This window comes from Sphingomonas benefaciens (assembly GCF_052907485.1).
The window spans coordinates 303485-330373 of record NZ_JBREIC010000003.1 but is presented as its reverse complement, the minus strand read 5'-3'; the positions used below and the strand labels follow the sequence as shown (position 1 = coordinate 330373).

Sequence of the window (26889 nt, the reverse complement as noted above, 5' to 3'; positions counted from 1 at the left end):
GCTCGCGGGTTTTCAAACCCACATTGGATCGTCTGTCATGAAGCGTCGCTATGCGCGAACTTTGTGAACTTCCGACTCGAAAGGACCGCATGAGCCGCAAGCCTGTCCCCGCCCAGTCCGGTGAACGCAGCCGGGTTGAGCTCCTGTTCGACAAGCCCCAATCGCTCAGCGCCCTGTTCGGGCAGTACGACCAGCACCTCGTCGCACTCGAGAACCGGCTCGGCGTCTACATCACCGCCCGCGGCAATCGCGTCGGGCTGGAGGGGACGGCGGAGCAGGTCGCGCTTGCCCGCGACGTGCTGAACGACCTCTACCAGCGCATCCAGCGCGGCGAGGAGGTCGACACCGGCCTCGTCGACGCCTCGATCGCCATGGCCGCGGAACCGACACTGGACGGCATCGTCAGCGCCGAACGCGGCGCCCTGCCCTCGGTGATGATCCGCACCCGCAAGAAGACGATCGTCCCGCGCACCCCCGCCCAGGCGCATTACATGCGCGAGCTGACCAGCCACGACATGATCTTCGCGCTCGGGCCGGCGGGCACCGGCAAGACCTATATCGCCGTCGCCCAGGCGGTGGCGCAGCTGATCACCGGCTCGGTCCAGCGGCTGATCCTGTCGCGCCCTGCGGTGGAAGCGGGCGAGAAGCTCGGCTTCCTGCCCGGCGACATGAAGGAGAAGGTCGACCCCTATCTCCGCCCGCTCTACGATGCGCTGCACGACTGCCTGCCCGCCGAGCAGGTCGAGCGCCGCATCGCCAGCGGTGAGATCGAGATCGCGCCGATCGCCTTTATGCGCGGCCGCACGCTGGCGGATGCCTTCGTCATCCTCGACGAGGCGCAGAACACCACCCCGGCGCAGATGAAGATGTTCCTCACCCGCTTCGGCCAGAACAGCCGGATGGTGATCTGCGGCGATCCCAATCAGACCGATCTGCCCGGCGGCGTCGCGGCGAGTGGACTGGCCGACGCCACCTATCGGCTGGAAGGCGTGGAGGGCATCTCGATGTGCCGCTTCACCGCTGCCGACGTCGTCCGCCACCCGATCGTCGGCCGGATCGTCGAAGCGTATGAAGGCGTCCAATCCTGATGCTGCAGATCGAACTGACCCGCGAACAGCCCTGGCCCGAGGGCGACTGGGAGGCGATCGCCACCCGCGCCGCCCGCGCCGCGATCGAGCGGACGCCGCATGGCGAACTGCTCGCCACCCCCGCGGTGGTCGAAATCTCGCTACGCCTGACGTCGGATGACGAGGTGCACGGCCTCAACCGCCAGTACCGGCACAAGGATAAACCGACCAACGTCCTCTCCTTCCCGATGGTTCAGCCGGACCTGATCGACACGGTCAGCCAGAATTCGGACGATGGGGAAGTTCTGCTCGGCGACATCGTCCTCGCGCACGGCGTCTGCGCCGCCGAAGCCGCCGAACGCGGCATCGGCGTCGCCGATCATGCCACCCATTTGATGGTGCACGGCGTCCTGCATCTGCTAGGCTACGACCATATTGAGGACGACGAGGCGGAGGGCATGGAGGAGATCGAGCGGCAGGCGCTCGCCACGCTCGGCATCGCCGACCCCTATCTGATCCAAGAGGACTGACACGAACACTGATGGCCGAGGACCGAAGTAGCGCCGCGCACGGCGGCGACCAGCAGGACAGCAGCCTGTGGCGGGTGCTGAAGGGATTCATGTCGGGCGGCCGTGTCGAGGAATCGCTCCGCGCTCAGCTCGAAGAGGCGATCGACCGGCACGAGGGCGATCCCACTCCCGACGTCAAAGGCGACCTGACGCCGCTCGAGCGGCAGATGGTCCGCAACCTGCTCCACTTCGGCGAACGCGACGCGGGCGACGTCGGCGTGCCGCGGGCCGACATCATCGCGGTCGAGGAACAGACAACGTTCGACCATCTGGTCGAGATTTTCGCCGAGGCTGGCCACAGCCGCCTGCCCGTCTATCGCGGCGAGCTCGATACGATCATCGGCATGGTCCACATCAAGGACGTGTTCAACATCCTCGCCACCGGCGCCCCCCGCCCGGAAGGAATCGCGGCGCTGATCCGCCAGCCGCTCTACGTGCCGATGTCGCGCGGGACGCTCGACCTGCTCGCCGACATGCGCGCCAGCCATGTCCACCTCGCCGTCGTGCTCGACGAATATTCGGGCACCGAAGGCCTCGTCACGATCGAGGATCTGATCGAGGAGATCGTCGGTGATATCGCCGACGAGCATGACGAGGCGCCGGAACAGCTGCTGGTGCCGATCGACGGCGGCGCCTGGGACGTCGATGCCCGCGCCGAATTGGAGGACGTCGCCGAACTAATCGACGCGCGGCTCGGCGAGGCGGAGAGCGACGTCGACACCGTCGGCGGGCTCGCGGCGGTGCTCGCCGGCCATGTGCCGCACGTCGGCCAATGCCTCGACCATCCGAGCGGCTGGAAGCTCGAGGTGCTCGACGCGGACGAGCGCCGTATCCACCGTCTGCGCCTGCACCCGCCGGTGCCGACGCCCGACGACGCCTGACCCCCCAGCGGCGGTCACCGCCGGTTCAGCCGCCCTGCGCAGGATGCCGACTCGTCTACCGTCGCCCGGGAGCCGATCATGTATCCTGCCGCCCTTCGCGCCCTCCTGACCGCCGCCGTGCTGCTCCCTGTGCCGGCGGCAGCGCAGTCCTGGAGCTCGATCACGCCGATCCCCTCCGGCCCGCGGATCGACCCCAATTCGCTCGCCCGCGACACCGGGGCGATCCGCGACAGCATCCGCGCGGGCCGGCGCAGCGGTCAGCTGACCCGGCGCGTGGCGAGCGTGCTGCGCGGCAAGGCCGCCGGCATCGACGCGCGCGCCGACATCCATGCGCGGGACGGCCTGTCCGACTCCGAGCGGGCCTTTCTGCAGAGCAACGCCGAGGCGCTGCGTGGGCAGGTCGATGCGGCCCGGTTGCAGGGCAAGCGGTAATCGCTTCAGCCGATCACTACTTTCGCGATTAAGCGTTTTTCCGATCAGTCGAGCTGCGCTACCAGCAGCAACATCGTCGCCGCGCCGCACGTTGACCGCGCGTCAGCCCGCCGCGGCCAGGACCGATTCGAGGAGAGATGCAGATGGACGCGATCACCGAAGGCAGCCCGATCAACGATCCCAAGAAGCAGCCTGCCGCCATGCGCCGCCTGCTCGGCCAGACCGCCAAGGACTGGTGGCCGGAAGCGCTGTCCGTCGACATCCTTCATCAGAAGGGCGTCAGCGGCAATCCGATGGGCGACGACTTCGACTATCGCTCGGAATTCCTGACGCTCGACTATGATCAGCTGAAGGCCGACCTGACCGCGCTGATGACCGACAGCCAGCCGTGGTGGCCCGCCGATTACGGGCATTACGGCCCATTCTTCATCCGCATGGCCTGGCACAGCGCCGGCACCTATCGCACCGGCGACGGCCGCGGCGGATCGTCGGCCGGCCAGCAGCGCTTCGCCCCGCTCAACTCGTGGCCGGACAACGGCAACCTCGACAAGGCGCGCCGCCTGCTGTGGCCGATCAAGCAGAAATACGGCCGCAAGCTCAGCTGGGCGGACCTGTTCATCCTCGCCGGCAATGTCGCGATCGAGTCGATGGGCGGGCCGACCTTCGGCTTCTCCGGCGGCCGCGAGGACGTGTTCGAGCCCGAGAAGGACGTCTATTGGGGCACCGAGGAGGAATGGCTCGGCCAGACCCGCATCGACGAGGAAGCCGGCCTCGCGCTGGAAAGCCCGCTCGCCGCGATCCAGCACGGCCTGATCTACGTCAATCCGGAAGGGCCGGGCGGCTGCCCGATGCCGCAGGGTTCTGCGCGCGACATGCGCGAGACCTTCGCGCGGATGGGCATGAACGACGAGGAGACCGTCGCGCTGACCGCCGGCGGCCACACCTTCGGCAAGGCGCATGGCGCGGGTGACCCGAGCCACGTCGGCAAGGAGCCGGAGGGTGCCGACATCGCCAGCCAGGGCCTCGGCTGGGCGTCGACGCATGAGAGCGGCATGGGCGATCACACGATCACCAGCGGTCTGGAAGGCGCCTGGACGCCGACCCCGACGACCTGGGACATGACCTATTTCGACATGCTGTTCGACCATGAATACGAGCTGGTGAAGAGCCCCGCCGGCGCGCATCAGTGGCAGCCGGTCGGCAATCCGGAGGATACGCTCGCCCCGGCCGCGCATACCGCGGGCAAGAAGGTGCCGACGATGATGTCGACCGCCGACATGGCGCTGAAGGTCGACCCGGCCTATAATGCCATCTGCCAGAAGTTCCGTGCCGACCCGGCGTATTTCGCCGATGTCTGGGCCCGTGCGTGGTTCAAGCTGACCCACCGCGACATGGGCCCGAAGATCCGTCTGATCGGTCCGGAAGTGCCGCAGGAAGAGCTGATCTGGCAGGATCCGATCCCGGTTGCCGACTATCCGCAGATCGAGGCGGGCGACATCGCCGAGCTGAAGACGGCGATCGCCAATTCGGGGCTGTCGACCGCGGAACTGGTCACCACCGCCTGGGCCTCAGCCGCGACGTGGCGCGGGTCGGACCATCGCGGCGGCGCCAACGGCGCGCGCATCCGCCTTGCCCCGCAGAAGGACTGGGAGGTCAACCAGCCCGAGCAGCTTGCCAAGGTGCTGGGCGTTTACGAGGGCATCAAGGCGGACTTTGACGGAAAGGGCGCCAAGAAGGTGTCGATCGCCGATCTGATCGTGCTGGGTGGCACGGTCGGCATCGAGGCGGCGGCCAAGGCGGCGGGGCACGCGATCGAGGTGCCCTTCACCCCCGGCCGCACCGACGCGAGCGAGGAGCAGACCGACGCGGCGAGCTTCGACGTGCTGGAGCCGAAGGCGGACGCCTTCCGCAACTATCTGCAGGTCAAGTTCAACGTGCCGACCGAGGAGCTGATGATCGACCGGGCGCAATTGCTCGGCCTGTCGGCGCCGGAGATGGCGGTGCTGGTCGCGGGGCTCCGCGTGCTCGGCGCCAATCATCCCAAAGCGGCGCAGCATGGTGTCTTCACCACGCGTCCCGGCCAGCTGACCAACGACTTCTTCGTCAATCTGCTCGACATGGGCACGGCGTGGAAGCAGGTCAGCGACGAGAGCGACGAGGAGTTTGTCGGCACCGATCGCCACACGCACGAGCAGAAGTGGACCGCCTCGCGCACCGACTTGGTGTTCGGCTCCAATTCGCAGCTGCGCGCGATCGCCGAAGTCTATGCCTGTGACGATGCGCAGGACATGTTCGTCCGGCATTTCGTGCAGGCCTGGACCAAGGTGATGATGGCCGACCGCTACGACCTGACTGTCTGATCACCGTTCGCCGGGGTTCGTCCCCGGCGGCGGGATCGTCTCGCCCCTCCCTCCCCTTCCCGATGGGGCGAGCGCAAGGGCCGTCGGCAGCGATGCCGGCGGCCTTTTTGCGCAAGGCCGCTTTGGAAGCGAGGTATCGGAAAGTCACGAAGGTCGCACCCAACGCATCGATTGCGGACGCCGACCAGACTGGAAGGTCGCAAAGGTCGCAGGCATTCTACCTGTGCTGAAACCGGTGCGGATCGGAAAGTCGCAAAAGTCGCACCTGTGTCAGGGCCGCCGGCAGCATGACTCTGCCTGACGACATTCCGACGGTCGGTCCTGGCGAAGTCCGACGTGACGTCATCGACGATGAGAAGCAGCGCGGCGGGCGGTCCGCCGACTGCAGTTCTAGCAGCGGCGAACGTTGTAGGACAGCGCCAGCCATCGCGACGGCAGGCGGCCTTTTTGTAGCCGGCGCGTCGGAGCGGGACACAAAAGATAACAATCCACGTTAGGCGGTCGAGGACGGCAATCGGGCCGCCCGCCTAGTCGTGAAGGGTTCGGCCCATGGATCAGACTGCCTTTCTCGTCGGCTTCACCGTCATGTCGCTGGGATCGCTCGCGATCTACGCCACGGGCAAGAAGACGCACCCGTCGGGGCATCATACGCTGCTGCACGCCACCGTGCCGTTCATCGCCGCGACGGCCTATCTGGCGATGGCGTTCGGCATCGGCACTTTGTTCACCGGCGAGGGGTCGGTCACCTATGTCGCCCGCTATCTCGACTGGTCGGTGACGACGCCGATCCTGCTGGCCGGGCTGGTGCTGGTCGCCTTTCACGAGCGTGGACGGACCGGCGAGGTCGGCGGCCATCTCACCGCCATCATCACGCTCGACGTGCTGATGATCGTCACCGGCCTGATCTCGTCGCTGGTCCAGGTGCCGCTGGTCAAATGGATCTGGTTCGCCTGGTCGTGCGCCGCCTTCCTCGGCGTCCTCTACCTGCTGTGGGGCCCGCTGAAGACGATCGCCAGCAGCCGCGGCTCGGCGATCGGTACCGCTTATAGCAAGAACGTCACCTTCCTGACCGTGATCTGGTTCCTGTACCCGATCGTCTTCGCGGTCGGGCCGGAGGGGCTGAAGATGATCAGCGACCCGGCGTCGGTCTGGGCGATCCTGGTCATGGATGTCGTCGCCAAGGTGGCCTACGCCTTCTACGCCGCCGCCAATCTCGACAAGGCGCTGGCCGAACATCGCGACGACCGCGGCTACGGCGCGTGACCGTCCGCGCTCCGGCTCTCGGCTGGAGCGTGCTGGCAGCGGCGGCGGTGGCGGCGGCCGTCGGCCCGCTGCCGGTTCAGCTCGGCTTCGCGGTCGTGGCGATCGGCGCGATCGGCATGGCGCATGGCGCCAGCGATCTCGCCATCGTCGCGCCGGGCCGCCGTCCGCTGTTCCTCGTCGCCTATGCCGCGGTGTCGCTGCTCTGCCTCGGCTGGTGGATCGTCGACCCCGCGGTGGCGCTGCCGCTCTTCCTGCTCGCCTCCGCCATCCATTTCGCCATGGAGGACGCACCGCAGGGAAGTGCGATGGAGCGGATCGCCCGCGGCGTCAGCCTGGTCACGACGCCCGCCACGCTGCATGTCACAGCCCTGCACGCGCTGCTGCAGCGCGCAGCTGGCGAGGCGGGTGTGCCGTTCACCGCCGCGGTCGCGATGGCCGCGGCAGGCGGCGCGGCTGCGGCCTATCTGCTGATCCTCGGCCTGCAGCGGCGCCAGACGCGGCTGCTCGTCGGTACGGTCGCGCTGCTGGTGCTGCCGCCGCTGGTCGGTTTCGCTGTCGGCTTCCTGATCCTCCACGCCCTGCCGCAGACGGCAATCCGTCGCCGGATGATCGGCTGTCGGAGCAACCGCGCCTATCTGCGCGCCACCGCACCAATCCTGTTCGCCGCGGCGGCGTCGGTGGCGGTGGTCGCCGCGTTCCTGCTGCACAATGATCCCAGCGGCATCACGGCGCTGTTCGCGGGCATCGCCGCGCTCGCCATGCCGCATCTCTTGGTCACCCCTTTCTTCGAAAGCGGACACGCGCCTGCCGGACAGCCATTACCTGCTGTGACAAGACCGTGACGACAGAACGCTATTGATAGTTGCTCTCAATATCACTAGCGCGGCTCCCGAAAGGGAATCAGTATGTCATTGTCTCGGTACGTCGCGGTGCTGCTCTGCGGCACCACCATCCTCGCCGGCGCGGCACAGGCGCAGACCCAGCGCAGCCCGGAAAGCGAGCGTGCCGACATCGTCGTCACCGGCCAGCAGGACCGCGAAGAGGTGTCGTCCGGCACCAAGAGCGCGACGCCGATCGCCGAGACGCCACAGTCGATCAGCCTGATCACCGGCGAGGATATCGCCGAACTCGGCCTGCAGAACCTCAACCAGGCGCTGCGTTTCGTCGCCGGCGTCACGCCCGAGACGCGCGGCGCCAGCGCGGAGGTCTATGACCAGTTCAAGCTGCGCGGTTTCGACGCCCCCGTTTTTCTCGACGGGTTGAAGCTGTTCCAGAGCCCGACCGGCTATGCGGTGCCGCAGGCCGACGTGTCGCGGCTCGACCGCGTCGAGGTGGTCAAGGGGCCGGCCTCGGTGCTCTACGGCCAGTCGAGCCCGGGCGGCCTTGTCGCGCAGACCAGCAAGCTGCCGATCGACGCCGACCTCTATGGCGCGATCACCGGCACCTACGGCACCTACGACCTGTATCGCGTCGACGCCGATGTCGGCGGCCGTGCGGGCGGGGACGTGCTGTGGCGTCTGTACGGCAGTGCCAATGGTGCCTCGACCCAGCAGAGGTTCGGCAAGCGCGAGCGGCAGACCGTGTCGGCGGCGGTCACCGCGGGGGCCGGGACGTCGACCAGTTTCACTCTGCTCGGCGCCTATTCGCACGATCCCTACAACGGCACCTATGGCGTGTTCCCGGCGCTTGGCACCTTGATCGCCAATCCCAACGGGCGGTTGCCGACCGACTTCGACGGCGGCGAGGCGGGCAACCGCTTCCAGCGCGAGCAGGCGGCGCTGACCTACATCTTCCGCCACGATTTCGGCAATGGCTGGGCATTGCGGTCGTCGGGCCGCTACCAGCATGTCACCGCCAAGCTTGGCCTGATCTACGTCAGCGGCGCCCCTGACGATGCGACGCTGCGGCGCTTTGCCCGCGCCTCCTATGCGACCGACGAGCAACTCGACAATTGGACCTATGACACTCAGCTGACCGGCCGCGTCGCCACCGGTTCGCTGACCCACAATCTGCTGTTCGGCGTCGACCGCCAGGTTGCGCATTCGACGGAGGATTTCGCCTTCGGTTCGGCGCCGTCGCTCGACGTCTATGCACCGGTCTACGGCACCGCGACCGTGCCGCAGACGCCGGCCGCGGTGCCGGATGCCTTTGGCGGCAACTATCTGGTCCGCCAGCGCCAGCAGGGCGTCTATGCGCAGGACCAGCTCGCGCTCGGCGCGTTGCGCGTCGTGCTCAGCGGCCGCCACGACTGGGCGCATGCCGAACAGGCGGGGCTCGGCGCCAAGGACGACCGCCAGTTCACCTGGCGCGCCGGCGCGCTCTACACCTTGCCCTTTGGCCTCGCCCCCTATGTGAGCTACGCGACCTCGTTCGAGCCGCAGGGTTCGACGGTGCGACGCGCCGACGGCACGCTTGGCATCGCCGATCCGTCGCTCGGCAAGCAGATCGAGGCGGGCGCCAAATTCACCGTGCCGGGCACGCCGATCCTGCTGTCAGGCGCCTGGTTCCGCATCGACCAGACCAACGTGCTCACCTCCACCCCCGACTTCACCGTGTCGCGCCAGACCGGCCGGGTGCGCTCGACCGGCGTCGAATTCGAAGGCTATGCGCCGCTGCCGCACGGCTTCGCGTTGCGCGCGGCGTTCAGCCGGCAGAGCGTCAAGGTCACCGCCGACGCGGACGACCCGTCGCGGGTCGGGCGGCGGCTGGAGACGGTCGGCCGTGGCGGTGCCTCGGCCAATCTCGAATGGTCGCCGGCCGGCGGCGCGCTCAAGGGGCTGACCCTGGGCGGCGCGGTGCGCCACGTCGACAGCAGCTATGCCGGCGTCTCGGCCTATGACGGGATCGCGCGCGATACGCCGGGATACACCGTCTATGACGCGCTGATCCGCTACGACCTGGAACATGCCCTGCCGACGCTGAAGGGGCTGAGCCTCTCGGTCAACGCGACCAATGTGTTCGACCGGCAATATCTGACCAGCTGCTTCGCCAATTATAATTGGTGCTGGTACGGCAACCGCCGCACCGTGCAGGGGACGATCGGCGTCCGCTTCTGACGCGGCCTGCCCCTCCCTTTCGGGGGGGGTACGCCGCCGGCCATTGTCTCGATCCGGCGGCTCGCCTAGCGTGGCGGCATGAAGCACACCCTCCGCCTGCTCGGCATCATCGCCGCCATCGGCATCGCCGTGATCGCCTGGCTGGCTTGGCCCGACACCGCGCGCGTGCCGTTCGAGCGGGTGACCGGCAAGACGCCGCAGATCACCGATCCGCGCGACCAGACGATCCCGACGGTCAAGGTCGCCGACGCGATCGGCTGGCAGAATGGCAAGACGCCGGTTGCGGCGCCGGGTCTGGCGGTGAAGGCCTTCGCGACCGGGCTCGATCACCCGCGCTGGCTGTATCGTCTGCCCAATGGCGACGTGCTGGTCGCCGAGAGCAACAGCCCGCCGCGCGACGGCGGTGGCATCCAGGGCTTCGTGATGCGCCATCTGATGGGCAAGGCCGGCGCCGGCGTGCCGTCGGCGAACCGCATCACGCTGCTCCGCGACGCCAATGGCGACGGCGTCGCCGAGGAACGCCATGTCTTCCTGACCGGTCTCAATTCGCCGACGGGCATGGCGCTGTTCGAAGGGCAGCTCTACGTCGCCAACACCGATGCGGTCGTCCGCGTGCCCTATCAGGACGGCGCGACGCAGATCACCGCCAAGCCGGAGCTGGTGGTCAAGCTGAACGGCGGCGGCAATCACTGGGCGCGCACGCTGATCCCCGCGCCCGACGGCCGCACATTGTTCGTCGGCGTCGGATCGGCGACCAACATCGCCGACGAGGGGCTGGCGGCGGAGAAGTTCCGCGCCAACATCCTGCAGGTCTGGCCGAAGGAAAAGACCTTCCGCATCTACGCCTCCGGCCTGCGCAATCCGCAGGGGATGGCGATCAATCCCGATAACGGCCAGCTGTGGACGGTGGTCAACGAGCGCGACATGCTGGGCAGCGACCTTGCCCCGGACTATCTGACCCAGGTCGAATTCGGCGACCAGTTCGGCTGGCCCTGGTATTATTGGGGCGGCTATCCCGACCGCCGGGTGGAGCCGGCCAATCCCGACCTGCAGCAATATTCGAAGCGCCCCGATTTCGCGATGGGGCCGCACGTCGCGGCGCTCGGCCTGACCTTCGCCAACGGCCTGACGCTCGGCGCTCGCTTCGCCCACGGCGCCTTCGTCGGCGAACATGGCTCGTGGAACCGCAAGCCGGTGTCGGGCTACAAGGTGGTGTTCGTGCCCTTCGGCGCACGCGGCTTCCCGGCCGCCAACGCCAAGCCGGTCGACGTGCTGACCGGTTTTCTCGACGCGGACGGCAAGGCGCAGGGCCGGCCGGTCGGGGTGATCGGCGACAAGACCGGTGGCCTGTTGGTCGCGGACGACGTCGGCAACACGATCTGGCGGGTCGCCGCGCGCTGATCCCGGCGCCGCGGCCGCGCCATCGGCCGGGACGCTGTCCGTTCATGCCGGTTGCAAGGTCTTGGCCACCTGCGCGCGGATCAGTTCGGCGGTCCCGCCGAAGACGAGATGCGACGACAGACCGTATAGATGCGTTGATGCCGGGCTGTTCCACGGCGCTGCGCCGAGGCCGGCGGCCGGTACTGCCCCTTCGTCGAGCAGCGCCGCGGTGGCGGTGCCGAAGGCGCTGCCATAGCCGGCGGTGACCCCCGGCCGGAATTCCGCCGCAATGCCGTAGGCGACGCCCAGCGCCGCACCCAGAGCATAATGGACGAGCTGACCGGCGAGCGGCTTGTCCGGCTGCAGCACGGTGCCGCCGACCGTGTGAGCGACGATCGCATCCGCCGCCTTGGCGGTCGCCGGCTCCTCGTCAGATCCGTCGCTGTCGCCGGAAAGGGCGCCGGCCAGCGCCTGAAAGCGATCCATGGCGAAGGAGGCGGCCACCCCCGCGACGATTCCGGCCAAGGCGCCGCGTACCACGCGCGCGCCGACAGTCTGTTCGCTCGGCTGGGTCATCGCTGTCTCCCGGCGGCCGGATGATCCGGCACTGATCCAGGATAACCCGTGCCGCCGGCCGACGATCCCCTCGAGGGGGACCGACGGCAGGTCCGGTACGCGAGCGCACCGTCAGCGGGATCAGGCGATCGTCAGGCCCACATCGACATTGCCCCGCGTCGCGTTGGAATAGGGGCAGATCTGATGCGCGGCCTCGACCAGCTTTTGCGCCTGCTCGCGATCGAGACCGGGAAGGTCGACAGTCAGGTCGGCGGTAATGCCGAAGCCGCCGGCGGGGCGCGGACCGATACCGACCTTCGCCGACACGGCGACGTCGTCCGGCACCTTCACCTTGAGCTGCTGGCCCGCGGCCTTCAGCGCACCGATGAAACAGGCCGAATAGCCGGCAGCGAACAATTGCTCAGGATTGGTCCCCTCGCCGCCCGCGCCACCCAGCTCGCGCGGGGTCGACAGCTTCACGTCGACACGGCCATCGTCACTGCGCGCATGACCGTCGCGGCCCCCGGTGGCGGTGGCGACGGTGCTGTACTTGACGTCGATAGACATGCTGATCTCCTCACAGGATTCTTATCGCGATAACTATCTAGGCGCGATTTAGCGGCGCGTAAACAAAAAACGTATCGCGATAACCAACTTGTGGTAAGCTGTTGCGATGGCTGTCGATCCGCCCCCCGCCCCGCTGCCCCTCGACGAGCAGCTCTGCTTCTCGCTTTATGCCGCGACGATCGCGATCAACCGGGCCTATAAACCGATGCTCGATCGGTTGGGCATCACCTATCCGCAGTTTCTGGTGCTGCAGGCGATCCGCGAGCAGGATGGGCGCACGATCGGCCAGATCGCGGAGCGGCTCAGCCTCGAGTCCAGCACGATCACGCCGCTCATCAAGCGCCTCGAGGCGGTCGGCCTGGTGTCGCGCGCCCGCGACACCAGGGACGAGCGGCAGGTGCGCATCAGCCTGACCGAGGCGGGTGTGCAGCGCTGGCGCGAGACCGGCTGCCTTGGCCCGGCGCTCCTCCAGCGGAGCGGCCTGGCACCCGCCGACGCCATCGACCTGAACGCCAAGATCAAGACGCTCCATGCGGCGCTGACCGATCCCGGCTGAGACCTGGGATCACTCCTGCGCAGCCGGCTCGTGATAGGGGCAACCGTTGAAGCGCGCCCGGAAGTCGGCCGAGTGCCGATAGGTGTCGCGTCGTGCCCGGTTGATGTTGCCGAGCGGGCGATGCGCGGCGAGCCCGGTCCACACGCTGAAGCGCATCTCCTCGTTGACCGCCCGCACCGTCGCCTCATCCCAACTGTCCTGTGCCGGCACGCGCACGGTGGCGACGCGGAGGAAGGGCGAGTCTTCCTCCTTCCACTCGGTGGTCGGGTCCTCGACCGGCTGCTTGTCGAGGTCGCGGCAGAGCTGCACGCGGAATTCCCATGTCGCGTCGAGCGTGCGCATCTCGTCGCGCACATCCTCGCGGATCGCGTTCTCGCGCCCGTCAACCTCGACGATCCGGCCGGTCAGCGCGGTCTGGTCCGGCGCCACCGGTACCAGACTGAACTTGGCGATATGGTCGCCGTAGCGGAACGGCGTCGCGCTATAATAGGTCTCGCCAAGCGGATCGACGTTGGGCGCGCCGCCTAGCGAGTCGACCGCCGCGATCTTGGTGCCAACCGCCTCGAGCGCGTGATGCACGCCGCGCAGCACTGCGGAGATCGCGGTCTTGCCCGTCTCGATCCGATCGGTGGTTTTGGCGAGCAGCTTGAGATTGCCGAGGAACTTCTCCGCCGTCTTCGCTTGGAAAACGGGCCCGTTGACCATCACGAAATCCTGCGTGTCGCCGTCCGCATCCGGCAACCGATCGCCCGTGACGCCGAGCACTTTCATCGCCAATCCGCGCGGCAGGCTGATCACGTCGGGCAGCAGGTCGCCGGCATTGGTCGACAGACGCAGGAGCACGTCATGCGAGCCCGGCGTCGCGAAAAGCCCCTGTGCCAGCTCAGGCGGCAAGCCTTCGTCGATCGTCATCTGCCCCTTCAGAATGCCGTGTGCCTTGGCATGAACGGATCGCACCGCGTGGCCATAGTCCGCTGCCGTGCGTTCCAGGATCACGTCGAAGGTGTCGTTGAGTTGCCGATGGGTGTCACGCTCCTCATCAGCAATCGTCTCGACATCGTCGGCGTAGCGAACGGGAGGCTGCGTCATGACATGATCCTTTTGGCCGAACGGTGAAGGGGGTGCAGCGTACGTCTGTCGACGTAAATTAGGTCAATATTGCGCCGCGACATGCAATCGCGCCGACCACGACAGGATGCCAACCATTCTGCGAACTATTCGCAGCATGCCGACAGCTATCTTGGTCGCTTTTCGACAACAAACCGCAAGCAATCGCGGTTTCTGTACGGAACCGTGCACAGGTCAACACTACATGGACCGGGCCGATACGGGTTACTAAATCGGGGTAAGATGACGGCAGATATGATCGAGCAGCACGGCAACCCGATCCGCGTCCATGCGGCGGCGACCGGCGATGTGTACCGCAACAGCTTCCTGACCAGCCTGGATCCTGACGATCTGGCGCTGCTCGCTCCCCATCTCCACCGCACGTCGTTCGTGATCGGTGAGGAGATTGCGCGCACCGGGACGCCGATCGACCGGATCTGTTTTCCGGAGGGTGCAGTAGCCGCGATGCTCGACTCCCATTCGGACGGCCGTCGCCTTGCCGTCGGGCTGGTCGGGCGCGAGGGCCTGTTCGGCTGGCCGTTGCTGCTCGGCGAGACGCACTGGCCGCACGATGTGGTGATGCGCGCCGAGGGATGCACCGCCCTGCATATCGCCCGCGCGCCCCTGCTCGCGGCGATCGAGGAAAGCCCGACGCTGCGCGACCAGTTGCTGCGCTTCGTCAACGTCATCAACGTCCAGATGGCGAGCACCATCGTGTCGTCGCTGATTCATCCCGTCGAACGTCGCATGGCGCGCTGGATCCTGCTCTATCACGATCGGGTCAGCGGCGACGACATCTGCCTGACGCATGAGGAATTCCGGTTGATGCTCGGCGTGCGTCGCTCCAGCATCACCGAGGCACTGCATCGGTTGGAAGCGGAGCAGGCGGTGCGCGGGCTGCGCGGCCGGGTGGTGGTGCGCAATCGCGCCAAGCTGATGGAGATCGCCGGCGATACCTATGGTCCTGCGGAACAGGCCTATCAGCGGCTGATCCTCGGCACGCAGGTCGATGGCGCCGGCGACGGCGCCGCCTTCTTCGACGCACGATAGGCGCGTTCTTCCCGGCAGCCGCAGCCCGGCGTTCCGGTCGGTTTTCGTACGCAACGAAACGTCACGGAACGCCGATGTCCGATCAAACGTTCGGTAGCGGATACCATCCGCCTCGACCCGGGCTTCATCCTGCCGTGCGGGCGCTACAGGGAGCAAAATCAGCCATGTCCTCAAGGGACGAACTCGCGGTCTCGCGCCGCGGCGTGATCGTCGGCGGCGCGACCTGTGCCGCGCTGACCGCCATGCCCGCCGATGCACAGCCGTTGCCCGCCGCCGCGCCCAGCCGCATGCCGGTGACCTTTACGGTCAACGGCCGCAAGCAGACGCTCGATCTCGACACCCGCACGACATTGCTCGACGCGCTGCGCGAACATCTGCACCTGACCGGCACCAAGAAGGGCTGCGACCACGGCCAGTGCGGCGCCTGCACGGTGATCGTCGAGGGCAAGAGGATCAACAGCTGCCTCAGCCTCGCGCTCCAGCATCAGGGCGACCGGATCACCACGATCGAGGGGCTGGGCACGCCCGACAAGCTGCATCCGATGCAGGCGGCCTTCATCAAGCATGACGGCTATCAGTGCGGCTATTGCACGCCGGGCCAGATCTGTTCGGCGGTGGCGGTGCTCGACGAGATCAAGGCCGGCGTGCCCAGCCATGTCCAGTCCGACCTCACCGCCAGGCCGCAGGCGAGCAACATGGAGATGCGCGAGCGGATGAGCGGCAACATCTGCCGCTGCGGCGCCTATTCGAACATCGCCGAGGCGATGGCCGATGTCGCAGGAGGCAAGGCATGAGGCCGTTCACCTATACGCGCGCCAAGACGCCCGCCGAAGCCGCCGCCGCGGCGGCACGGACGCCCGGTACCAAGTTCCTGGCGGGCGGCACCAATCTGCTCGACCTGATGAAGCTGGAGATCGAAACGCCGGCGCATCTGATCGACGTGCAGGACCTGAAGCTCGATCGCATCGAGCCGACCGACCAGGGCGGGCTGCGTATCGGTGCCCTGGTCACCAACACCGCGCTTGCCAGCGACGAGCGGGTACGGCGCGACTATGGCGTGCTGACCCGCGCGATCGTCGCCGGCGCCTCCGGCCAGTTGCGCAACAAGGCGACGACCGCGGGCAATCTGCTGCAGCGGACGCGCTGCCCCTATTTCTACGACACCAATCAGGCGTGCAACAAGCGCAAGCCGGGCTCGGGCTGCGCCGCGATCGGCGGCTATTCGCGCCAGCTCGCGATCATCGGATCGAGCGACGCCTGTATCGCCACTTTCCCCGGCGACATGGCGGTGGCGATGCGCGTGCTCGACGCCCAGGTCGAAACGGTGATGCCGGACGGCACGACCCGCGCCATCCCGATCGCCGACCTGCATCGCCTGCCCGGCGACGCGCCGCAGTTCGACACCAATCTGAAGCCGGGCGAGCTGATCACCGCGGTCACCCTGCCCCGCCCGCTCGGCGGCACGCACGTCTATCGCAAGGTGCGCGACCGTGCCTCCTATGCCTATGCCCTGGTCTCGGTCGCCGCGGTGATCCAGCCGAACGGCAGCGGCCGCGCCGCGATCGGCGGCATCGCGCCCAAGCCCTGGCGCGTCGAGGCGGCGGAGGCGGCGATGCCGCAGGGGGCCAGGGCGGTCGCATCCCGCCTGCTCGCCGGCGCGCGACCGACGCGGGACAATGCATTCAAGGTGCCGCTGGTCGAGCGCACGCTCGCCGCGGCGATGGCCGATGCCAAGGCCATGCAGGGAGGAACCAGGGCATGAAGTTCGACACGCCCGCCAACCAGAATCCGATCGACCAGCTGAAGGTGATCGGCAAGCCGACCGATCGCATCGACGGCAAGTACAAGACCACCGGCACCGCGCCCTATGCCTATGAGCAGCACCGCGCGGCACCGAACGCGGCCTATGGCTATGTGCTCGGTTCGGCGATCGCCAAGGGGCGGATCGCAAGCATGGACCTTGCCGCCGCCAAGGCCGCGCCCGGCGTGATCGCGATCGTCACCGCCGACAATGCCGGCCCGCTCGGCAAGGGCAAGATGAACACCGCCAAGCTGCTCGGCGGCCCCGCGGTCGACCATTATCATCAGGCGATCGCGGTGGTGGTCGCGGAGACATTCGAACAGGCGCGCGCCGCCGCCGCGCTGATCCGCGTCGACTATGCACGCGGCAAGGGCCGCTTCGATCTCGCCGGCGAGCTCGACCATGCGCCGCTAAAGGGCGACGACAGCGGCGAAGGATCAAAGGCGCCGCCGGTGCAGCGGGTCGGCGACTTCGACAAGGCGTTCGCCGCCGCGCCGGTGACGCTCGACGCGCGCTACACGACGCCCGACCAGAGCCACGCGATGATGGAGCCGCATGCCTCGATCGCGGCATGGAACGGCGACGAGTTGACGCTGTGGACCTCAAACCAGATGATCAACTGGGGCAAGGGTGACGTCGCGACGACGCTCGGCATCCCCAAGGAGAAGGTGCGGCTGATCTCGCCCTATGTCGGCGGCGGCTTCGGCGGCAAATTGTTCGTCCGCTCCGACGCGATCATGGCCGCGCTCGGTGCGAAGGCGGCGGGGCGGCCGGTCAAGGTCGCGCTGCAGCGGCCGCTGATCGCCAACAACACGACGCATCGCCCGGCGACGATCCAGCGCATCCGCATCGGCTGCGGCAAGGACGGTCGCATCACTGCGATCGCGCACGAGAGCGCGTCGGGCGACCTGCCCGGCGGCGGGCCGGAGACGGCGGTGTCGCAGACCAAATTGCTCTACGCCGGCGCCAACCGGATGACGGCGATGCGTCTCGCGGTGCTCGACCTGCCGGAGGGCAATGCGATGCGCGCGCCGGGCGAGGCGCCGGGGCTGATGGCGCTGGAGATCGCGATGGACGAGATGGCGGAGAAGCTGGGCATGGACCCGGTCGAATTCCGCATCATCAACGACACGCAGGTCGATCCGGCGAAGCCCGAGCGCCCGTTCTCGCAGCGGCATCTGGTCGAATGCCTGCGCCAGGGCGCCGACCGGTTCGGCTGGTCGCGGCGCAGCGCCAAGCCGGCCCAGACCCGCGACGGCCGCTGGCTCGTCGGCATGGGGGTGGCGGCGGGATTCCGCAACAACATGAACATGAAGTCGGGCGCGCGCGTCGGCATCGACCGCAAGGGCGTCGTCACCGTCGCCACCGACATGACCGACATCGGCACCGGCAGCTACACCGTGATCGCCCAGACCGCGGCGGAGATGATGGGCGTGCCGCTCGACAAGGTCGTCGTGCTGCTCGGCGATTCGTCCTTCCCGGTCTCGTCCGGCTCGGGCGGGCAATGGGGCGGCAACAGCTCCACCGCGGGCGTCTACGCCGCCTGCATGAAGCTGCGTGACACGGTGGCGCAGAAGCTCGGCTTCAACTCCGCCGACGTCACCTTCGAGGACGGCAAGGTGCGCGCCGGCAACCGCAGCGTCAGCCTGGCGGAGGCGGCGGGCGACGCTGGCCTCTCCGCCGAGGACACGATCGACTATGGCGACCTCGCCAAGCAGGCGCAGCAATCGACCTTCGCCGGCCATTTCGTCGAGGTCGGTGTCGATGCCTATACCGGCGAGGTGCGGGTGCGGCGGATGCTCGCGGTCTGCGCCGCGGGCCGCATCCTCAACCCCAAGTCGGCGCGCAGCCAGGTGATCGGCGCGATGACGATGGGCGTCGGCGCGGCGCTGATGGAGGAACTGGCGGTCGACACGCGCTTCGGCTTCTTCGTCAACCACGACCTCGCCGGCTATGAGGTGCCGGTCCATGCCGACATCCCGCATCAGGAGGTAATATTCCTCGACGAGGTCGATCCGATGACGTCGCCGATGAAGGCGAAGGGCGTCGGCGAGCTCGGGCTGTGCGGGGTCGGCGCGGCGATCGCCAATGCGATCTACAACGCGACCGGCGTGCGCGTGCGTGACTATCCGATCACGCTCGACAAGCATCTGGAGAAACTGCCCGCGGTGGCGTGAGGCCGCGGGCCGCCCTCACCCCATCCTCACCCTTCCCACCCGGCTGGGCCGGGCGGGCCCCTTCCCTCTCCCGCCGGGAGAGGGAGGGAGGCGCGAAGCGCCGGAAGGGTGAGGGTGAGTGGGTGACGCTCGTTATAGCTCCTTGAGCGCCACCCCGGCATCCGCGACCCGCGCCGGGTCGGGCATGGCGCCCGCCTCGACCAGCTTGCGGCCCTGGACATAATCCTTGACCCGGTTGACGCAGTCGAGCGCCACCACGCGCCCGTCGCGGAAATAGACCACCGAGAACGACCGGTCCGCCGGATCGCCGCGCACCACCGCCAGATCGTGGCCGGTCGACAGCCCTACGGTCTGCAGCTTCAGGTCGTATTGGTCCGACCAGAACCACGGCACGGCGTCATAGGCGACATCCTGCCCCAGGATCGTCTTCGCCGCGACCGTCCCCTGATCGTTGGCGTTCTGCACCGATTCCAGCCGGATCGCGGCGCCGCCGGCGAAGCGGTTCGCATGCCGCGCGCAATCGCCGATCGCAAAGACGTGCGGCAGCGTCGTCCGCCCCTGCGCATCGACGTCGACGCCATCGCCGCCGGCCGCCCCCGCGGCGAGCAACGGCGCCACCGCCGGCACGATGCCGATCCCGACGACGACGAGATCGCAGGCGATAACGCTGCCGTCGCCGAGCCGCACGCCCTCGACGCGCGTGTCCCCGAGCAGGCAATCGACGGCGGTGTTCAGGCGCAGGTCGACACCCTGCGCACGATGCTCCGCCTCATAGAAGCGGGACAGCGCCTCGCCCGCCACGCGCGCCAGCACGCGATCCGCCGCTTCGATCAGCGTCACCGCGACGCCGCGCTTGCGCAGCGCGGATGCCGCCTCCAGCCCGATATAGCCGCCGCCGATCACCACTGCATGGCCGACCTGCGGCAGCTCCGCCATCAGCCTGTCGGCATCGGCGCGGCTGCGCATCGTATGGACGCCGGCCAGATCGTGGCCGCCGCAGCCCAGCCGCCGGGCATGGCCGCCCGCCGCCCAGATCAGTTCGCCATAGCCGATCGTCGCGCCGTCCTGCGTGGTCACCTGCCGCGCGACCGGTTCGACCGCGACGACCCGTCGGCCAGTCACCATCGCAACCTCGCGCTCCGCCCAGAAGGCGGGCGGGCGGATCAGCATCCGCTCGAACGGCTTGGCGCCGCTCAGATAATCCTTGGACAGCGGCGGACGCTCATAGGGCAGTTCGGGCTCTTCGGTGACGAGACCGATGCTGCCGGCATAACCGCCCTGGCGCAGGGCGATCGCCGCCTGTGCGCCGCCGTGGCCGCCGCCGACGATGAGTATGTCGTAATGCATCGGTGTGACATGGCGGGCACCGAGCGGCAGGGCAACGCCCTTCTCCCCTCAGCGGGGGGATCAGCTCAGCGCGCGCGTCAGATCGTCGATCCAGCGGGCGGTGAATGCCTGCGATGCCCGCGCCCACGGAGCGACGCCGTCGAAGGCATGATAGGCCCCCGGTACCACGGCCAGATCGACCGGCACGCCCGCGGCGGTGAGCGCACCGGCATAGGCCAGATCCTCGTCGAGGAAGAGGTCGAGCGTCCCCACGCCGATGAACGCGGGTGGCAGACCGGCAAGGTCGGTCCGCCGCGCCGGTACGACGTCCGCCGGCACGCGCGCGCTGCCCGCCGGCACGCCGAGCAGCGCGCTCCAGCCAAAGCGGTTGGCGGCCGGCGTCCAGATGAACTCCCCCGTCCCCGGCCGCGCGGCACGCGTGCTGCCGGTACGGTCGTCGAGCATCGGATAGATCAGCACCTGATAGGCGAGGCGCACCTCGCCACGGTCGCGCGCCGCCAGGGCCAGCATCGCGGCATGGCCGCCGCCGGCGCTGCCACCGCCGATCGCGATCCGCGTGCGGTCGACGCCCAGTTCCGCGGCATGGTCGTGGATCCAGCGTAGCGCGGCATAATTGTCCGCCAGCGACTGCGGCTGGCGCGCTTCCGGGGCGAGGCGATAGTCGACCGAGACAATCAGCCAGCCATGCGCCTCCGCGGCGGCGGCCAGCGCACCGGGGATGCTGGCGCCGCCGGAGACATAGCCGCCGCCGTGGATCCAGACGACCGCGCCGCGACCCTTGCGACCGGGCGCGCCGTCAAATTGCACGGTGCGCACCGCCGGCTGACCGGGCAGGCCCGGCACGATCCGTTCCACGGGCGGCTTGGCCGACAGCGGCGACGGCGGTGGCGGGCGCAGCGGCGCGACACCGCGACGGTGGCGGAAGGCATTGAGATTGGCGGCGGTCACCGTCATCTCCGGCCGGCGGCGCAGTTCCGCCACCATCTCCGGATCGACCGCGGCGAAGCGATTGGGGGCGAAGCGATCGGGGGCCAGTGCCGCCAGCTTCGCCATCGGCACCCCCGCCAGCGCCCCGGCGATCAGCCCACGTCGGTCGATCATCCCGCATCTCCCCCGCCACGCCGCGCCTGCGGCGGCCGGAGCGTGCCGCGGTCGAGCGCGTCCGAAATCAATGCCAGATTCTGGATCGCGGCAAGCCCCCATTGCGCCGACGCATTGGTCGACACCATCGGCCATTCCAGCACCCCGTCGACCATGTGCCGCGGATCGCTGGGCCAGGTGCCGAGCCCGGCGTCGCCGGACAGGAACTCCTCCGCCGCGCGCGTCGCCAGGCCTGCGTCCTTCTCCTGCACGGCAGCATAAGCGGTCAGCCGCGAATGCCCCTCGCGCAGGTTGCGCGGGCCGAAGGGCGGGCCGAACTTGGCCAGGAACTGGTCCTTGGGCGCATTGTACCAGCGGCAATACTCCAGCCAGGCGGCGCGGTAGCGCGGCACGTCGAGCAGGCGGATCAGCTCGGCGCTGACCTCAACGGCGCCGAACACGGCATTGAGGTGCGACAGGCTGATCGGCCGGTTCTGATCGATGAAGCGGCCGCTCGCCAGGTCGAAGGGTGCGCTGCCGGTCAGCCAGCCGTGCGGCAGCCGGCCGATGCTGTCGAGGCCGGCGACGATCCGGTCGCGCCAGCGCGTGTCGCCGGTCCGCTCCCATTCGGTCAGCCACGCGGCGGCGAGCGGGCACCAGGTCGTGCCGAACGTCATCTCGATCGTGCCGGGCGGCAACACCGGGCGCTTGTTGCCCGGCACCTTCCGCCCGATCTCGACATGGGTCAGCGTCTGGTCGGAGGTGATCAGCTCGTGCAGCAGGTCGCCGACGCGTTCGTCGGCGGTTAGATAATAGAAGATGCGGCGGTAGCTGGCGTTGCTGACCCGCGGCTGTTTCGAACTGTCGCTCCAATGCTGCACGCCGTGGCGCGTACCCATCCCCTTGAACCGGCCAAGATGGTAGACGTCGACCTCGCCGGTGTGACGCGTCATCGCCTCGGCGAAGCGCCAGGTCCGTGCGTCGCCGGTGCGCAAGGCCTGATACCAGAGCCACAGATCGGGCGACAATTCGCTATTGTCCCAGGCGAAGCCGCCGATGTCGTAGCGCCAGACGTGACGGTCCGAGTCATAGGTGTGCATGACGTCGCCGTGGTTCCAGAAACCGTACCAGTTCCGCCGATCAACCTCGCCGATGTAGAAGTCGATCAGATTGACGAGCTGGTTCTCGATCGCAGTGCGGTTCGGCGTCGATCGGTCAGGCAGGCCGTAATCGGCGAAGACGCCGGCGGCGTGGAGATGCGCCGGGTCCGCCATCAGCTGCGGCGGCTGCGCCTGCATCGCCGCCATCTGCTGCAGCACCGGCGTTTCGGGCGTGGCGGGCAGCGCCCAGAGCATCAGCTCGCTGGTGCGTGCAATCCCCGACGCATCGTCCCAGCCCGGCTCGTAGTCCTCGTAGGTGACGGACAGGCCCTGGTTCTGCGCGTCGTAGCTCTCCATCCCCATCGTGCCGTGATAGGGCCGGAGGTCCATCGCCGGCGCCTCGGGCGACCACAGCCAGGCGGTCAGTTGGGCGGCATCGCCGGTCGCGCCGTCGATATGCAGCGCGGTCGGGTGCCGCTGCCAGAAATAGCGGACGCCGATCGCGGCGCCGCCCTGCGGCCCGCCGACATAGGCGAGGCCGGGCGCGCGGCCACCCTCACGCGCATCGACCCAGCCCTGCCCCGGCGCCGTGCGCTTGGTGAGGGTGAAGCCATGCGCATTGGGCTGTTCGAGCCGGAAACCGTCCCAGGCGGCGATCCGCTCCAACGTCGCGGCGACCGGCTTCGCCATCTCGCTCAGCGGCGGCGTCGCCTCGCCGGCGATCTGCGCGGCGCGGAACGCCTCGCCCGGATCGCGGCGCAAGCCGGTGAGCGGGCGCACGCCTTCGGCGAACATCGGCCCGTCGGTGGCGATGCGGACGTGGCGGTCGTGCAGGGCGCCGGCCATCGGCACGCTGGTGCGCACGCCGAGTGCGGCGATGAAGTCCTTGCCGACATCGCCGTCATGGACAAAGCTGTGGACGATGCGCAGCGCCGGCGACCCGGCATAAGCATAGAGGCGCACGGTAAAGGGCAGCCAGCGGCGGTCGCCGGCGGCGTGCATCCCCTCGATCTTGACCACCGCGCGCACCGGGCCGCGCTGTTCTACGGTGACGCGATCGATCGCGCCGGTGAAGGGCGTCGCCTCGCCATGATCGGGGTCGCTCTTCACCGCGCCGACCAGGGTGACCGGGCCGACCACCTGCCGGTCGCCCTGAAGCGCGCGGCGGATCAACGCCGCACCGCTTTTGCCGATCTCCCAGCGCAGCGCGCCGCAGCGGATCGTCACCGCATCGGCGCTCTCGCTGACGCCGACCGGCGTGGCGGGCGCGGTGGCGCGGCCCGGCGCGACGATGAGGCGCTCGGCGGTGACATCCGCAGGCAGCGCGTGCGCGGTCCACTTGATCGACCCGTCGGGCCAGGTCGCCGTCGTCCAGCCTTGCGACGGCAGCGCGCCACCGGCGGCGTCGCGCACGCTCAGCGGTGTCCCCTTCTTCACTGCGCCGCGCGGCCAGGCGACGCCGAACGTCTGCCCAGGCTGCATCGCGGGTGCGGCGCTGTCGATCCAGCGCACCGGCGCCGGCCGGATCGCCGCCGCGGGCGCGGCGAACACCGCTTCGGGCCACAAGGCGGCGGCACCGCCGAGCAAGCCGGCCCGGATCGTGTCGCGGCGGTTCAGGTGCATCGGCGGTCTCCTCAGCGCTGCGTCACGACGAGGTGGCGGATGCGCAGGTGGCTGTAGGTGGTGCGCAGGCCGAAATGGCCGCGGCTATAGGGTTCGGGATCGTCGAGCGCGAACAGCGGCTTGCCGTCGCGTTCCACCGCGATCCGGCCGCCGTCGGCGATCAGGCGGATGCGCGTCCAGACATTGGGGACCAGCATCGCCGCGGGCGCGGACAGATTGTGCTGCGGCAGCAGCGGCCGCACGCCCGGCGTGCCGACGTAACGGCGGAAGCGCGTCGTTGTGTTCCGATTACCGCCGATGCCGACATAATAGGTCTTCATGTCGTCGTAAGCGGCGAAGGCGCCGGAGCGCGGATGGTCGAGCACCGATCCGCCGTCGCGCTGCTGCGCCATCCAAAAGGCGTTGAGGTCGCTGACCTTGTCGTTCGGGCCGCCGGCGGCGACCGCCATGGCCTCAAAACTGATGGTGACGCGACCTTGCAGCGGCGTGCGCCACCAGAGGGTGACGCCCTTTGGCGTGTCGATGTCGATAATACCGCGGCGCTCGGCGATCCGCGTGTCGGGCGATTCCGCCTCGATCCGCCAGTGCCGTTCAAGACTTGCGCTCGGATGGTCGGCAGCAAGGCCGGCGGCCGAGGATACGGCGAAGGCCGTCCAAGCCGTTAGGGTCGCCATCGTGCGCAACGCCATACCTCCCCGCCCTCGTTGGAGCATCATCGACTGCATAGGCGGGATAGGACAGGCTGCCAAGCCTATCCCGTAATATCGTTTCTCATCTCAATTATTGGGAGTTGTCAGCCCGTCCTGGGGGGCGCATGATGGCGACAAGAGGATGAGGAGACAGGCATGAGGTTCGGGCTGATCGCTGGCGCGGCGACGCTGCTAGCCGTGACGGGATCGCAGGCGGCGGCGCCCAAGCCGATGCGCATCTTCATCGCCAGCGACTCGACCGCCCAGGACTACAAGGCCGACAAATATCCCCAGTCCGGCTGGGGCACGATGCTGCGCTGCGCCGTCGCGGGCAACGTCACGGTCGAAAACCGTGCAATCGGCGGCCGCAGCACTAACAGCTTCATCCGCGAGGGCCGGCTCGACAAGATCGCGGCCGACCTGCGACCCGGCGACACGCTGCTGATCCAGTTCGGCCACAACGACGCCAGCATCGACAAGCCCGAACGCTATACGACGATCGACCAATATGAGGCGAACCTGCACCGCTTCCTCGACGTCGCCAAGAAAGCCGGCGCGAAGGCGGTGATCATCACTCCGGTCGCCCGCCGCGACTTCAAGGACGGCGTCGAACAGCCAAGCTTCCCGACCTATGCCGATGCCGCGCGGCGCGTCGCCAAGGCGACGCACACGCCGCTGATCGACCTCGGCAAGAGTTCGCAGGCCTGGGTGCAGGCGACCGGCGCCGAGGCCGCCAAGGCCTATTATCTGCATTATGAGGGCGCGGCGGGGGCGCCCGGCTATCCCAATGGCGTGTCCGACGACACGCATTTCAGCGAATTGGGCGCGCGCCATGTCGCCGATCTCGTCGCGGTCGGGCTGAAGGCGACGCACCTGCCGATCGCCCGCTACGTCACGCCGCACGTCCCGGCGCTGACCCGCACCAGTCCGGCCGGCGGCCCGACGTGCGGCTGATGATGCTGGCGGCGGCGATGATGGCGACGCCGTCTTTCGCCGCAGCGGCGCAGACGGGGGCGACGGGCGGACAGGTGGGCGCGACATCGCACGCCGACGCAAGCTCCCGCGTCGCAGCGGCACCGCACCGCTTCGTCTTCGCCGACCGCGCGCCCGCGGGGAGCACCGCCGCGCCGCGCAGCCGCCCGTATGCCGACGGCTATGGTTTCGAACCCGGCGGCGGCACGCTCTTCTCGGTCGCCGTCCCGCCGGGCAATTACCGCGTCACGCTGACCTTCGGCGGCAAGGCCGCGACGGAGACGACGGTGAAGGCGGAGTCACGCAGGCTGATGCTCAACGCGGTGCGCGTGCCCGCGGGACGCACCGTCACGCGCGACATCATCGTCAACGTCCGCGACGCCAGCCTCGCCCCGCCCCCCGCCAATGCGCCGGGCGGCGACCGGGTCCGATTGAAGCCGCGCGAGATCGGCAGCTTCAGCTGGGACGACAAACTGACGCTCGAATTCCTCGGCGACCTGCCGAAGGCGGTGACGATCGCGCCGGTCGCGGTGCCGACCATCTTCCTGCTCGGCGATTCCACCGTCACCGATCAGGGTGCGGAGCCGGCGGCGAGCTGGGGACAAATGCTCCCGGTCTTCCTGAAACCCGACATCGCGGTCGCCAACCATGCCGAATCCGGCGAGACGCTGAAGTCGTTCATCACCGAACTCCGGTTCGCCAAGGTGCTGGAATCGGTCAAGCCCGGCGACGTCGCGCTGATCCAGTTCGGCCACAACGACCAGAAGGCGAACTGGCCGCAGACCTATGCCGCCGCAGCGACCACCTATCGCGACTATCTGCGCACCTATATCGCCGAGCTACGTCGCCGCGGCGTGACGCCGATCCTGGTCACCTCGCCCGAACGGCGGATGTGGACCGGCGATCGGATCAAGCCGACGCTCGTCGATTACGCCGCCGCCGTCCGCGCCGTCGGTGCGGAGGAGACGGTGCCGGTCATCGACCTCAACGCCGCGACCATCACCTTCTACGAGGCGCTAGGACCGGCGCGCGCGCCGCTCGCCTTCAACGACGGCGGCAAGGACGCGACCCACCACGACAATTACGGCGCCTGGGTGCTGGCGCGGATCGTCGCCGGCGGGCTCGCCGGACAGCCGGTGGGCAGGCATCTGCGCGACGACCTCGCCCCCTTCGACCCAGCGCATCCGCCTGCACCCGAGAGCTTCCGCCTCGCGCCGAGCAGCGCCCACGATTCCACCCGACCGGATGGCAATTGAC

Annotated in this window: 23 protein-coding genes; 16 read left to right on the top strand and 7 right to left on the bottom strand. The window is 68.6% G+C overall.

Annotated elements, in window-relative coordinates; genetic code table 11:
* Positions 1-89 precede the first annotated feature (89 nt).
* From ACU5AX_RS12745 to ACU5AX_RS12705, 9 genes are all read left to right on the top strand, one after another.
* Complete coding sequence (locus ACU5AX_RS12745) at positions 90-1088, top strand: PhoH family protein (protein WP_446691226.1); 999 nt, start codon at positions 90-92, stop codon at positions 1086-1088.
* Positions 1088-1597, top strand: coding sequence for an rRNA maturation RNase YbeY (gene ybeY / locus ACU5AX_RS12740; protein ID WP_446691225.1), 510 nt, complete (start codon positions 1088-1090; stop codon positions 1595-1597). Before ACU5AX_RS12745 ends, ybeY begins: the two co-directional genes overlap by 1 nt.
* 11 nt (positions 1598-1608) lie before the next feature.
* On the top strand, positions 1609-2517 hold the full coding sequence (locus ACU5AX_RS12735) for a hemolysin family protein (RefSeq protein ID WP_446691224.1): 909 nt from the start codon (positions 1609-1611) through the stop codon (positions 2515-2517).
* 78 nt (positions 2518-2595) lie between these two features.
* Entirely contained in the window at positions 2596-2949 is a 354-nt protein-coding gene (locus ACU5AX_RS12730; RefSeq protein ID WP_446691223.1) for a hypothetical protein, read from the top strand.
* A 143-nt stretch (positions 2950-3092) separates the two neighbouring features.
* Positions 3093-5309 (top strand): catalase/peroxidase HPI, encoded by a 2217-nt coding sequence (katG, locus tag ACU5AX_RS12725; RefSeq protein ID WP_198354551.1) that lies wholly within the window; start codon positions 3093-3095, stop codon positions 5307-5309.
* 549 nt (positions 5310-5858) lie between these two features.
* Positions 5859-6572, top strand: a complete 714-nt coding sequence (locus tag ACU5AX_RS12720; protein WP_446691222.1) for a bacteriorhodopsin — start codon at positions 5859-5861, stop codon at positions 6570-6572.
* Positions 6569-7414: a Brp/Blh family beta-carotene 15,15'-dioxygenase gene (locus tag ACU5AX_RS12715; protein ID WP_446691221.1), complete on the top strand. Its 846-nt coding sequence runs from the start codon at positions 6569-6571 to the stop codon at positions 7412-7414. Before ACU5AX_RS12720 ends, ACU5AX_RS12715 begins: the two co-directional genes overlap by 4 nt.
* A 63-nt stretch (positions 7415-7477) precedes the next feature.
* A complete protein-coding gene (locus ACU5AX_RS12710; RefSeq protein ID WP_446691220.1) occupies positions 7478-9628 on the top strand; it encodes a TonB-dependent siderophore receptor in 2151 nt (716 codons plus the stop codon).
* Positions 9629-9706: 78 nt separating this feature from the next.
* Positions 9707-11029 (top strand): PQQ-dependent sugar dehydrogenase, encoded by a 1323-nt coding sequence (locus tag ACU5AX_RS12705; protein ID WP_446691219.1) that lies wholly within the window; start codon positions 9707-9709, stop codon positions 11027-11029.
* Positions 11030-11071: 42 nt separating this feature from the next.
* On the opposite strand, the gene ACU5AX_RS12700 is transcribed toward ACU5AX_RS12705, so the two are convergent.
* Positions 11072-11584: a DUF1440 domain-containing protein gene (locus ACU5AX_RS12700; RefSeq protein ID WP_446691218.1), complete on the bottom strand. Its 513-nt coding sequence runs from the start codon at positions 11582-11584 to the stop codon at positions 11072-11074.
* Between the two features lie 120 nt (positions 11585-11704).
* On the bottom strand, positions 11705-12130 hold the full coding sequence (locus tag ACU5AX_RS12695) for an organic hydroperoxide resistance protein (protein ID WP_446691217.1): 426 nt from the start codon (positions 12128-12130) through the stop codon (positions 11705-11707).
* Positions 12131-12236: 106 nt separating this feature from the next.
* Between ACU5AX_RS12695 and ACU5AX_RS12690 the strand changes: the two genes are divergently transcribed.
* Positions 12237-12686: a MarR family winged helix-turn-helix transcriptional regulator gene (locus ACU5AX_RS12690; RefSeq protein ID WP_198354544.1), complete on the top strand. Its 450-nt coding sequence runs from the start codon at positions 12237-12239 to the stop codon at positions 12684-12686.
* A 9-nt stretch (positions 12687-12695) separates the two neighbouring features.
* Here ACU5AX_RS12690 and ACU5AX_RS12685 read toward each other — a convergent pair whose 3' ends face one another.
* Positions 12696-13775 carry a catalase family protein gene (locus ACU5AX_RS12685; protein ID WP_446691216.1) on the bottom strand — a complete coding sequence of 360 codons (1080 nt, stop codon included), beginning with the start codon at positions 13773-13775 and terminating at the stop codon, positions 12696-12698.
* 261 nt (positions 13776-14036) lie between these two features.
* Between ACU5AX_RS12685 and ACU5AX_RS12680 the strand changes: the two genes are divergently transcribed.
* From ACU5AX_RS12680 to paoC, 4 genes are all read left to right on the top strand, one after another.
* Positions 14037-14843 (top strand): Crp/Fnr family transcriptional regulator, encoded by an 807-nt coding sequence (locus tag ACU5AX_RS12680; RefSeq protein WP_446691215.1) that lies wholly within the window; start codon positions 14037-14039, stop codon positions 14841-14843.
* 164 nt (positions 14844-15007) lie between these two features.
* Positions 15008-15637 (top strand): aldehyde dehydrogenase iron-sulfur subunit PaoA, encoded by a 630-nt coding sequence (gene paoA, locus ACU5AX_RS12675; protein WP_446691214.1) that lies wholly within the window; start codon positions 15008-15010, stop codon positions 15635-15637.
* A complete protein-coding gene (locus tag ACU5AX_RS12670; RefSeq protein ID WP_446691212.1) occupies positions 15634-16605 on the top strand; it encodes an FAD binding domain-containing protein in 972 nt (323 codons plus the stop codon). The genes paoA and ACU5AX_RS12670 overlap by 4 nt, the downstream gene beginning before the upstream one ends.
* Positions 16602-18821, top strand: coding sequence for an aldehyde oxidoreductase molybdenum-binding subunit PaoC (gene paoC, locus ACU5AX_RS12665; protein WP_446691211.1), 2220 nt, complete (start codon positions 16602-16604; stop codon positions 18819-18821). Before ACU5AX_RS12670 ends, paoC begins: the two co-directional genes overlap by 4 nt.
* Before the next feature lie 132 nt (positions 18822-18953).
* Here paoC and ACU5AX_RS12660 read toward each other — a convergent pair whose 3' ends face one another.
* The 4 genes from ACU5AX_RS12660 to ACU5AX_RS12645 are packed head-to-tail and all read right to left on the bottom strand — an operon-like array spanning position 18954 to position 24660.
* Positions 18954-20168, bottom strand: a complete 1215-nt coding sequence (locus ACU5AX_RS12660) for an NAD(P)/FAD-dependent oxidoreductase (protein ID WP_446691210.1) — start codon at positions 20166-20168, stop codon at positions 18954-18956.
* Positions 20169-20228: 60 nt separating this feature from the next.
* On the bottom strand, positions 20229-21269 hold the full coding sequence (locus ACU5AX_RS12655; RefSeq protein ID WP_446691209.1) for an alpha/beta hydrolase: 1041 nt from the start codon (positions 21267-21269) through the stop codon (positions 20229-20231).
* Positions 21266-23971, bottom strand: a complete 2706-nt coding sequence (locus ACU5AX_RS12650; RefSeq protein WP_446691208.1) for an exo-rhamnogalacturonan lyase family protein — start codon at positions 23969-23971, stop codon at positions 21266-21268. The genes ACU5AX_RS12655 and ACU5AX_RS12650 overlap by 4 nt, the downstream gene beginning before the upstream one ends.
* A gap of 11 nt (positions 23972-23982) precedes the next feature.
* Positions 23983-24660, bottom strand: coding sequence for a DUF6250 domain-containing protein (locus ACU5AX_RS12645; protein ID WP_446691207.1), 678 nt, complete (start codon positions 24658-24660; stop codon positions 23983-23985).
* Between the two features lie 156 nt (positions 24661-24816).
* On the opposite strand from ACU5AX_RS12645, the gene ACU5AX_RS12640 reads away from it, so the two are divergent.
* Complete coding sequence (locus ACU5AX_RS12640; RefSeq protein WP_446691206.1) at positions 24817-25614, top strand: rhamnogalacturonan acetylesterase; 798 nt, start codon at positions 24817-24819, stop codon at positions 25612-25614.
* Positions 25605-26888: a rhamnogalacturonan acetylesterase gene (locus ACU5AX_RS12635; protein ID WP_446691205.1), complete on the top strand. Its 1284-nt coding sequence runs from the start codon at positions 25605-25607 to the stop codon at positions 26886-26888. Before ACU5AX_RS12640 ends, ACU5AX_RS12635 begins: the two co-directional genes overlap by 10 nt.
* Position 26889 lies beyond the last annotated feature (1 nt).

What these genes read in the sequence shown, in the direction of transcription:
- ACU5AX_RS12745 (WP_446691226.1), top strand. Translation starts at nt 90, where the DNA reads ATGAGCCGCAAGCCTGTCCCCGCCCAGTCCGGTGAACGCAGCCGGGTT.
- ybeY (WP_446691225.1), top strand. Translation starts at nt 1,088, where the DNA reads ATGCTGCAGATCGAACTGACCCGCGAACAGCCCTGGCCCGAGGGCGAC.
- ACU5AX_RS12735 (WP_446691224.1), top strand. Translation starts at nt 1,609, where the DNA reads ATGGCCGAGGACCGAAGTAGCGCCGCGCACGGCGGCGACCAGCAGGAC.
- ACU5AX_RS12730 (WP_446691223.1), top strand. Translation starts at nt 2,596, where the DNA reads ATGTATCCTGCCGCCCTTCGCGCCCTCCTGACCGCCGCCGTGCTGCTC.
- katG (WP_198354551.1), top strand. Translation starts at nt 3,093, where the DNA reads ATGGACGCGATCACCGAAGGCAGCCCGATCAACGATCCCAAGAAGCAG.
- ACU5AX_RS12720 (WP_446691222.1), top strand. Translation starts at nt 5,859, where the DNA reads ATGGATCAGACTGCCTTTCTCGTCGGCTTCACCGTCATGTCGCTGGGA.
- ACU5AX_RS12710 (WP_446691220.1), top strand. Translation starts at nt 7,478, where the DNA reads ATGTCATTGTCTCGGTACGTCGCGGTGCTGCTCTGCGGCACCACCATC.
- ACU5AX_RS12705 (WP_446691219.1), top strand. Translation starts at nt 9,707, where the DNA reads ATGAAGCACACCCTCCGCCTGCTCGGCATCATCGCCGCCATCGGCATC.
- ACU5AX_RS12700 (WP_446691218.1), bottom strand. Translation starts at nt 11,584, where the DNA reads ATGACCCAGCCGAGCGAACAGACTGTCGGCGCGCGCGTGGTACGCGGC.
- ACU5AX_RS12695 (WP_446691217.1), bottom strand. Translation starts at nt 12,130, where the DNA reads ATGTCTATCGACGTCAAGTACAGCACCGTCGCCACCGCCACCGGGGGC.
- ACU5AX_RS12690 (WP_198354544.1), top strand. Translation starts at nt 12,237, where the DNA reads ATGGCTGTCGATCCGCCCCCCGCCCCGCTGCCCCTCGACGAGCAGCTC.
- ACU5AX_RS12685 (WP_446691216.1), bottom strand. Translation starts at nt 13,775, where the DNA reads ATGACGCAGCCTCCCGTTCGCTACGCCGACGATGTCGAGACGATTGCT.
- ACU5AX_RS12680 (WP_446691215.1), top strand. Translation starts at nt 14,037, where the DNA reads ATGACGGCAGATATGATCGAGCAGCACGGCAACCCGATCCGCGTCCAT.
- paoA (WP_446691214.1), top strand. Translation starts at nt 15,008, where the DNA reads ATGTCCTCAAGGGACGAACTCGCGGTCTCGCGCCGCGGCGTGATCGTC.
- ACU5AX_RS12670 (WP_446691212.1), top strand. Translation starts at nt 15,634, where the DNA reads ATGAGGCCGTTCACCTATACGCGCGCCAAGACGCCCGCCGAAGCCGCC.
- paoC (WP_446691211.1), top strand. Translation starts at nt 16,602, where the DNA reads ATGAAGTTCGACACGCCCGCCAACCAGAATCCGATCGACCAGCTGAAG.
- ACU5AX_RS12660 (WP_446691210.1), bottom strand. Translation starts at nt 20,168, where the DNA reads ATGCATTACGACATACTCATCGTCGGCGGCGGCCACGGCGGCGCACAG.
- ACU5AX_RS12655 (WP_446691209.1), bottom strand. Translation starts at nt 21,269, where the DNA reads ATGATCGACCGACGTGGGCTGATCGCCGGGGCGCTGGCGGGGGTGCCG.
- ACU5AX_RS12650 (WP_446691208.1), bottom strand. Translation starts at nt 23,971, where the DNA reads ATGCACCTGAACCGCCGCGACACGATCCGGGCCGGCTTGCTCGGCGGT.
- ACU5AX_RS12645 (WP_446691207.1), bottom strand. Translation starts at nt 24,660, where the DNA reads ATGGCGTTGCGCACGATGGCGACCCTAACGGCTTGGACGGCCTTCGCC.
- ACU5AX_RS12640 (WP_446691206.1), top strand. Translation starts at nt 24,817, where the DNA reads ATGAGGTTCGGGCTGATCGCTGGCGCGGCGACGCTGCTAGCCGTGACG.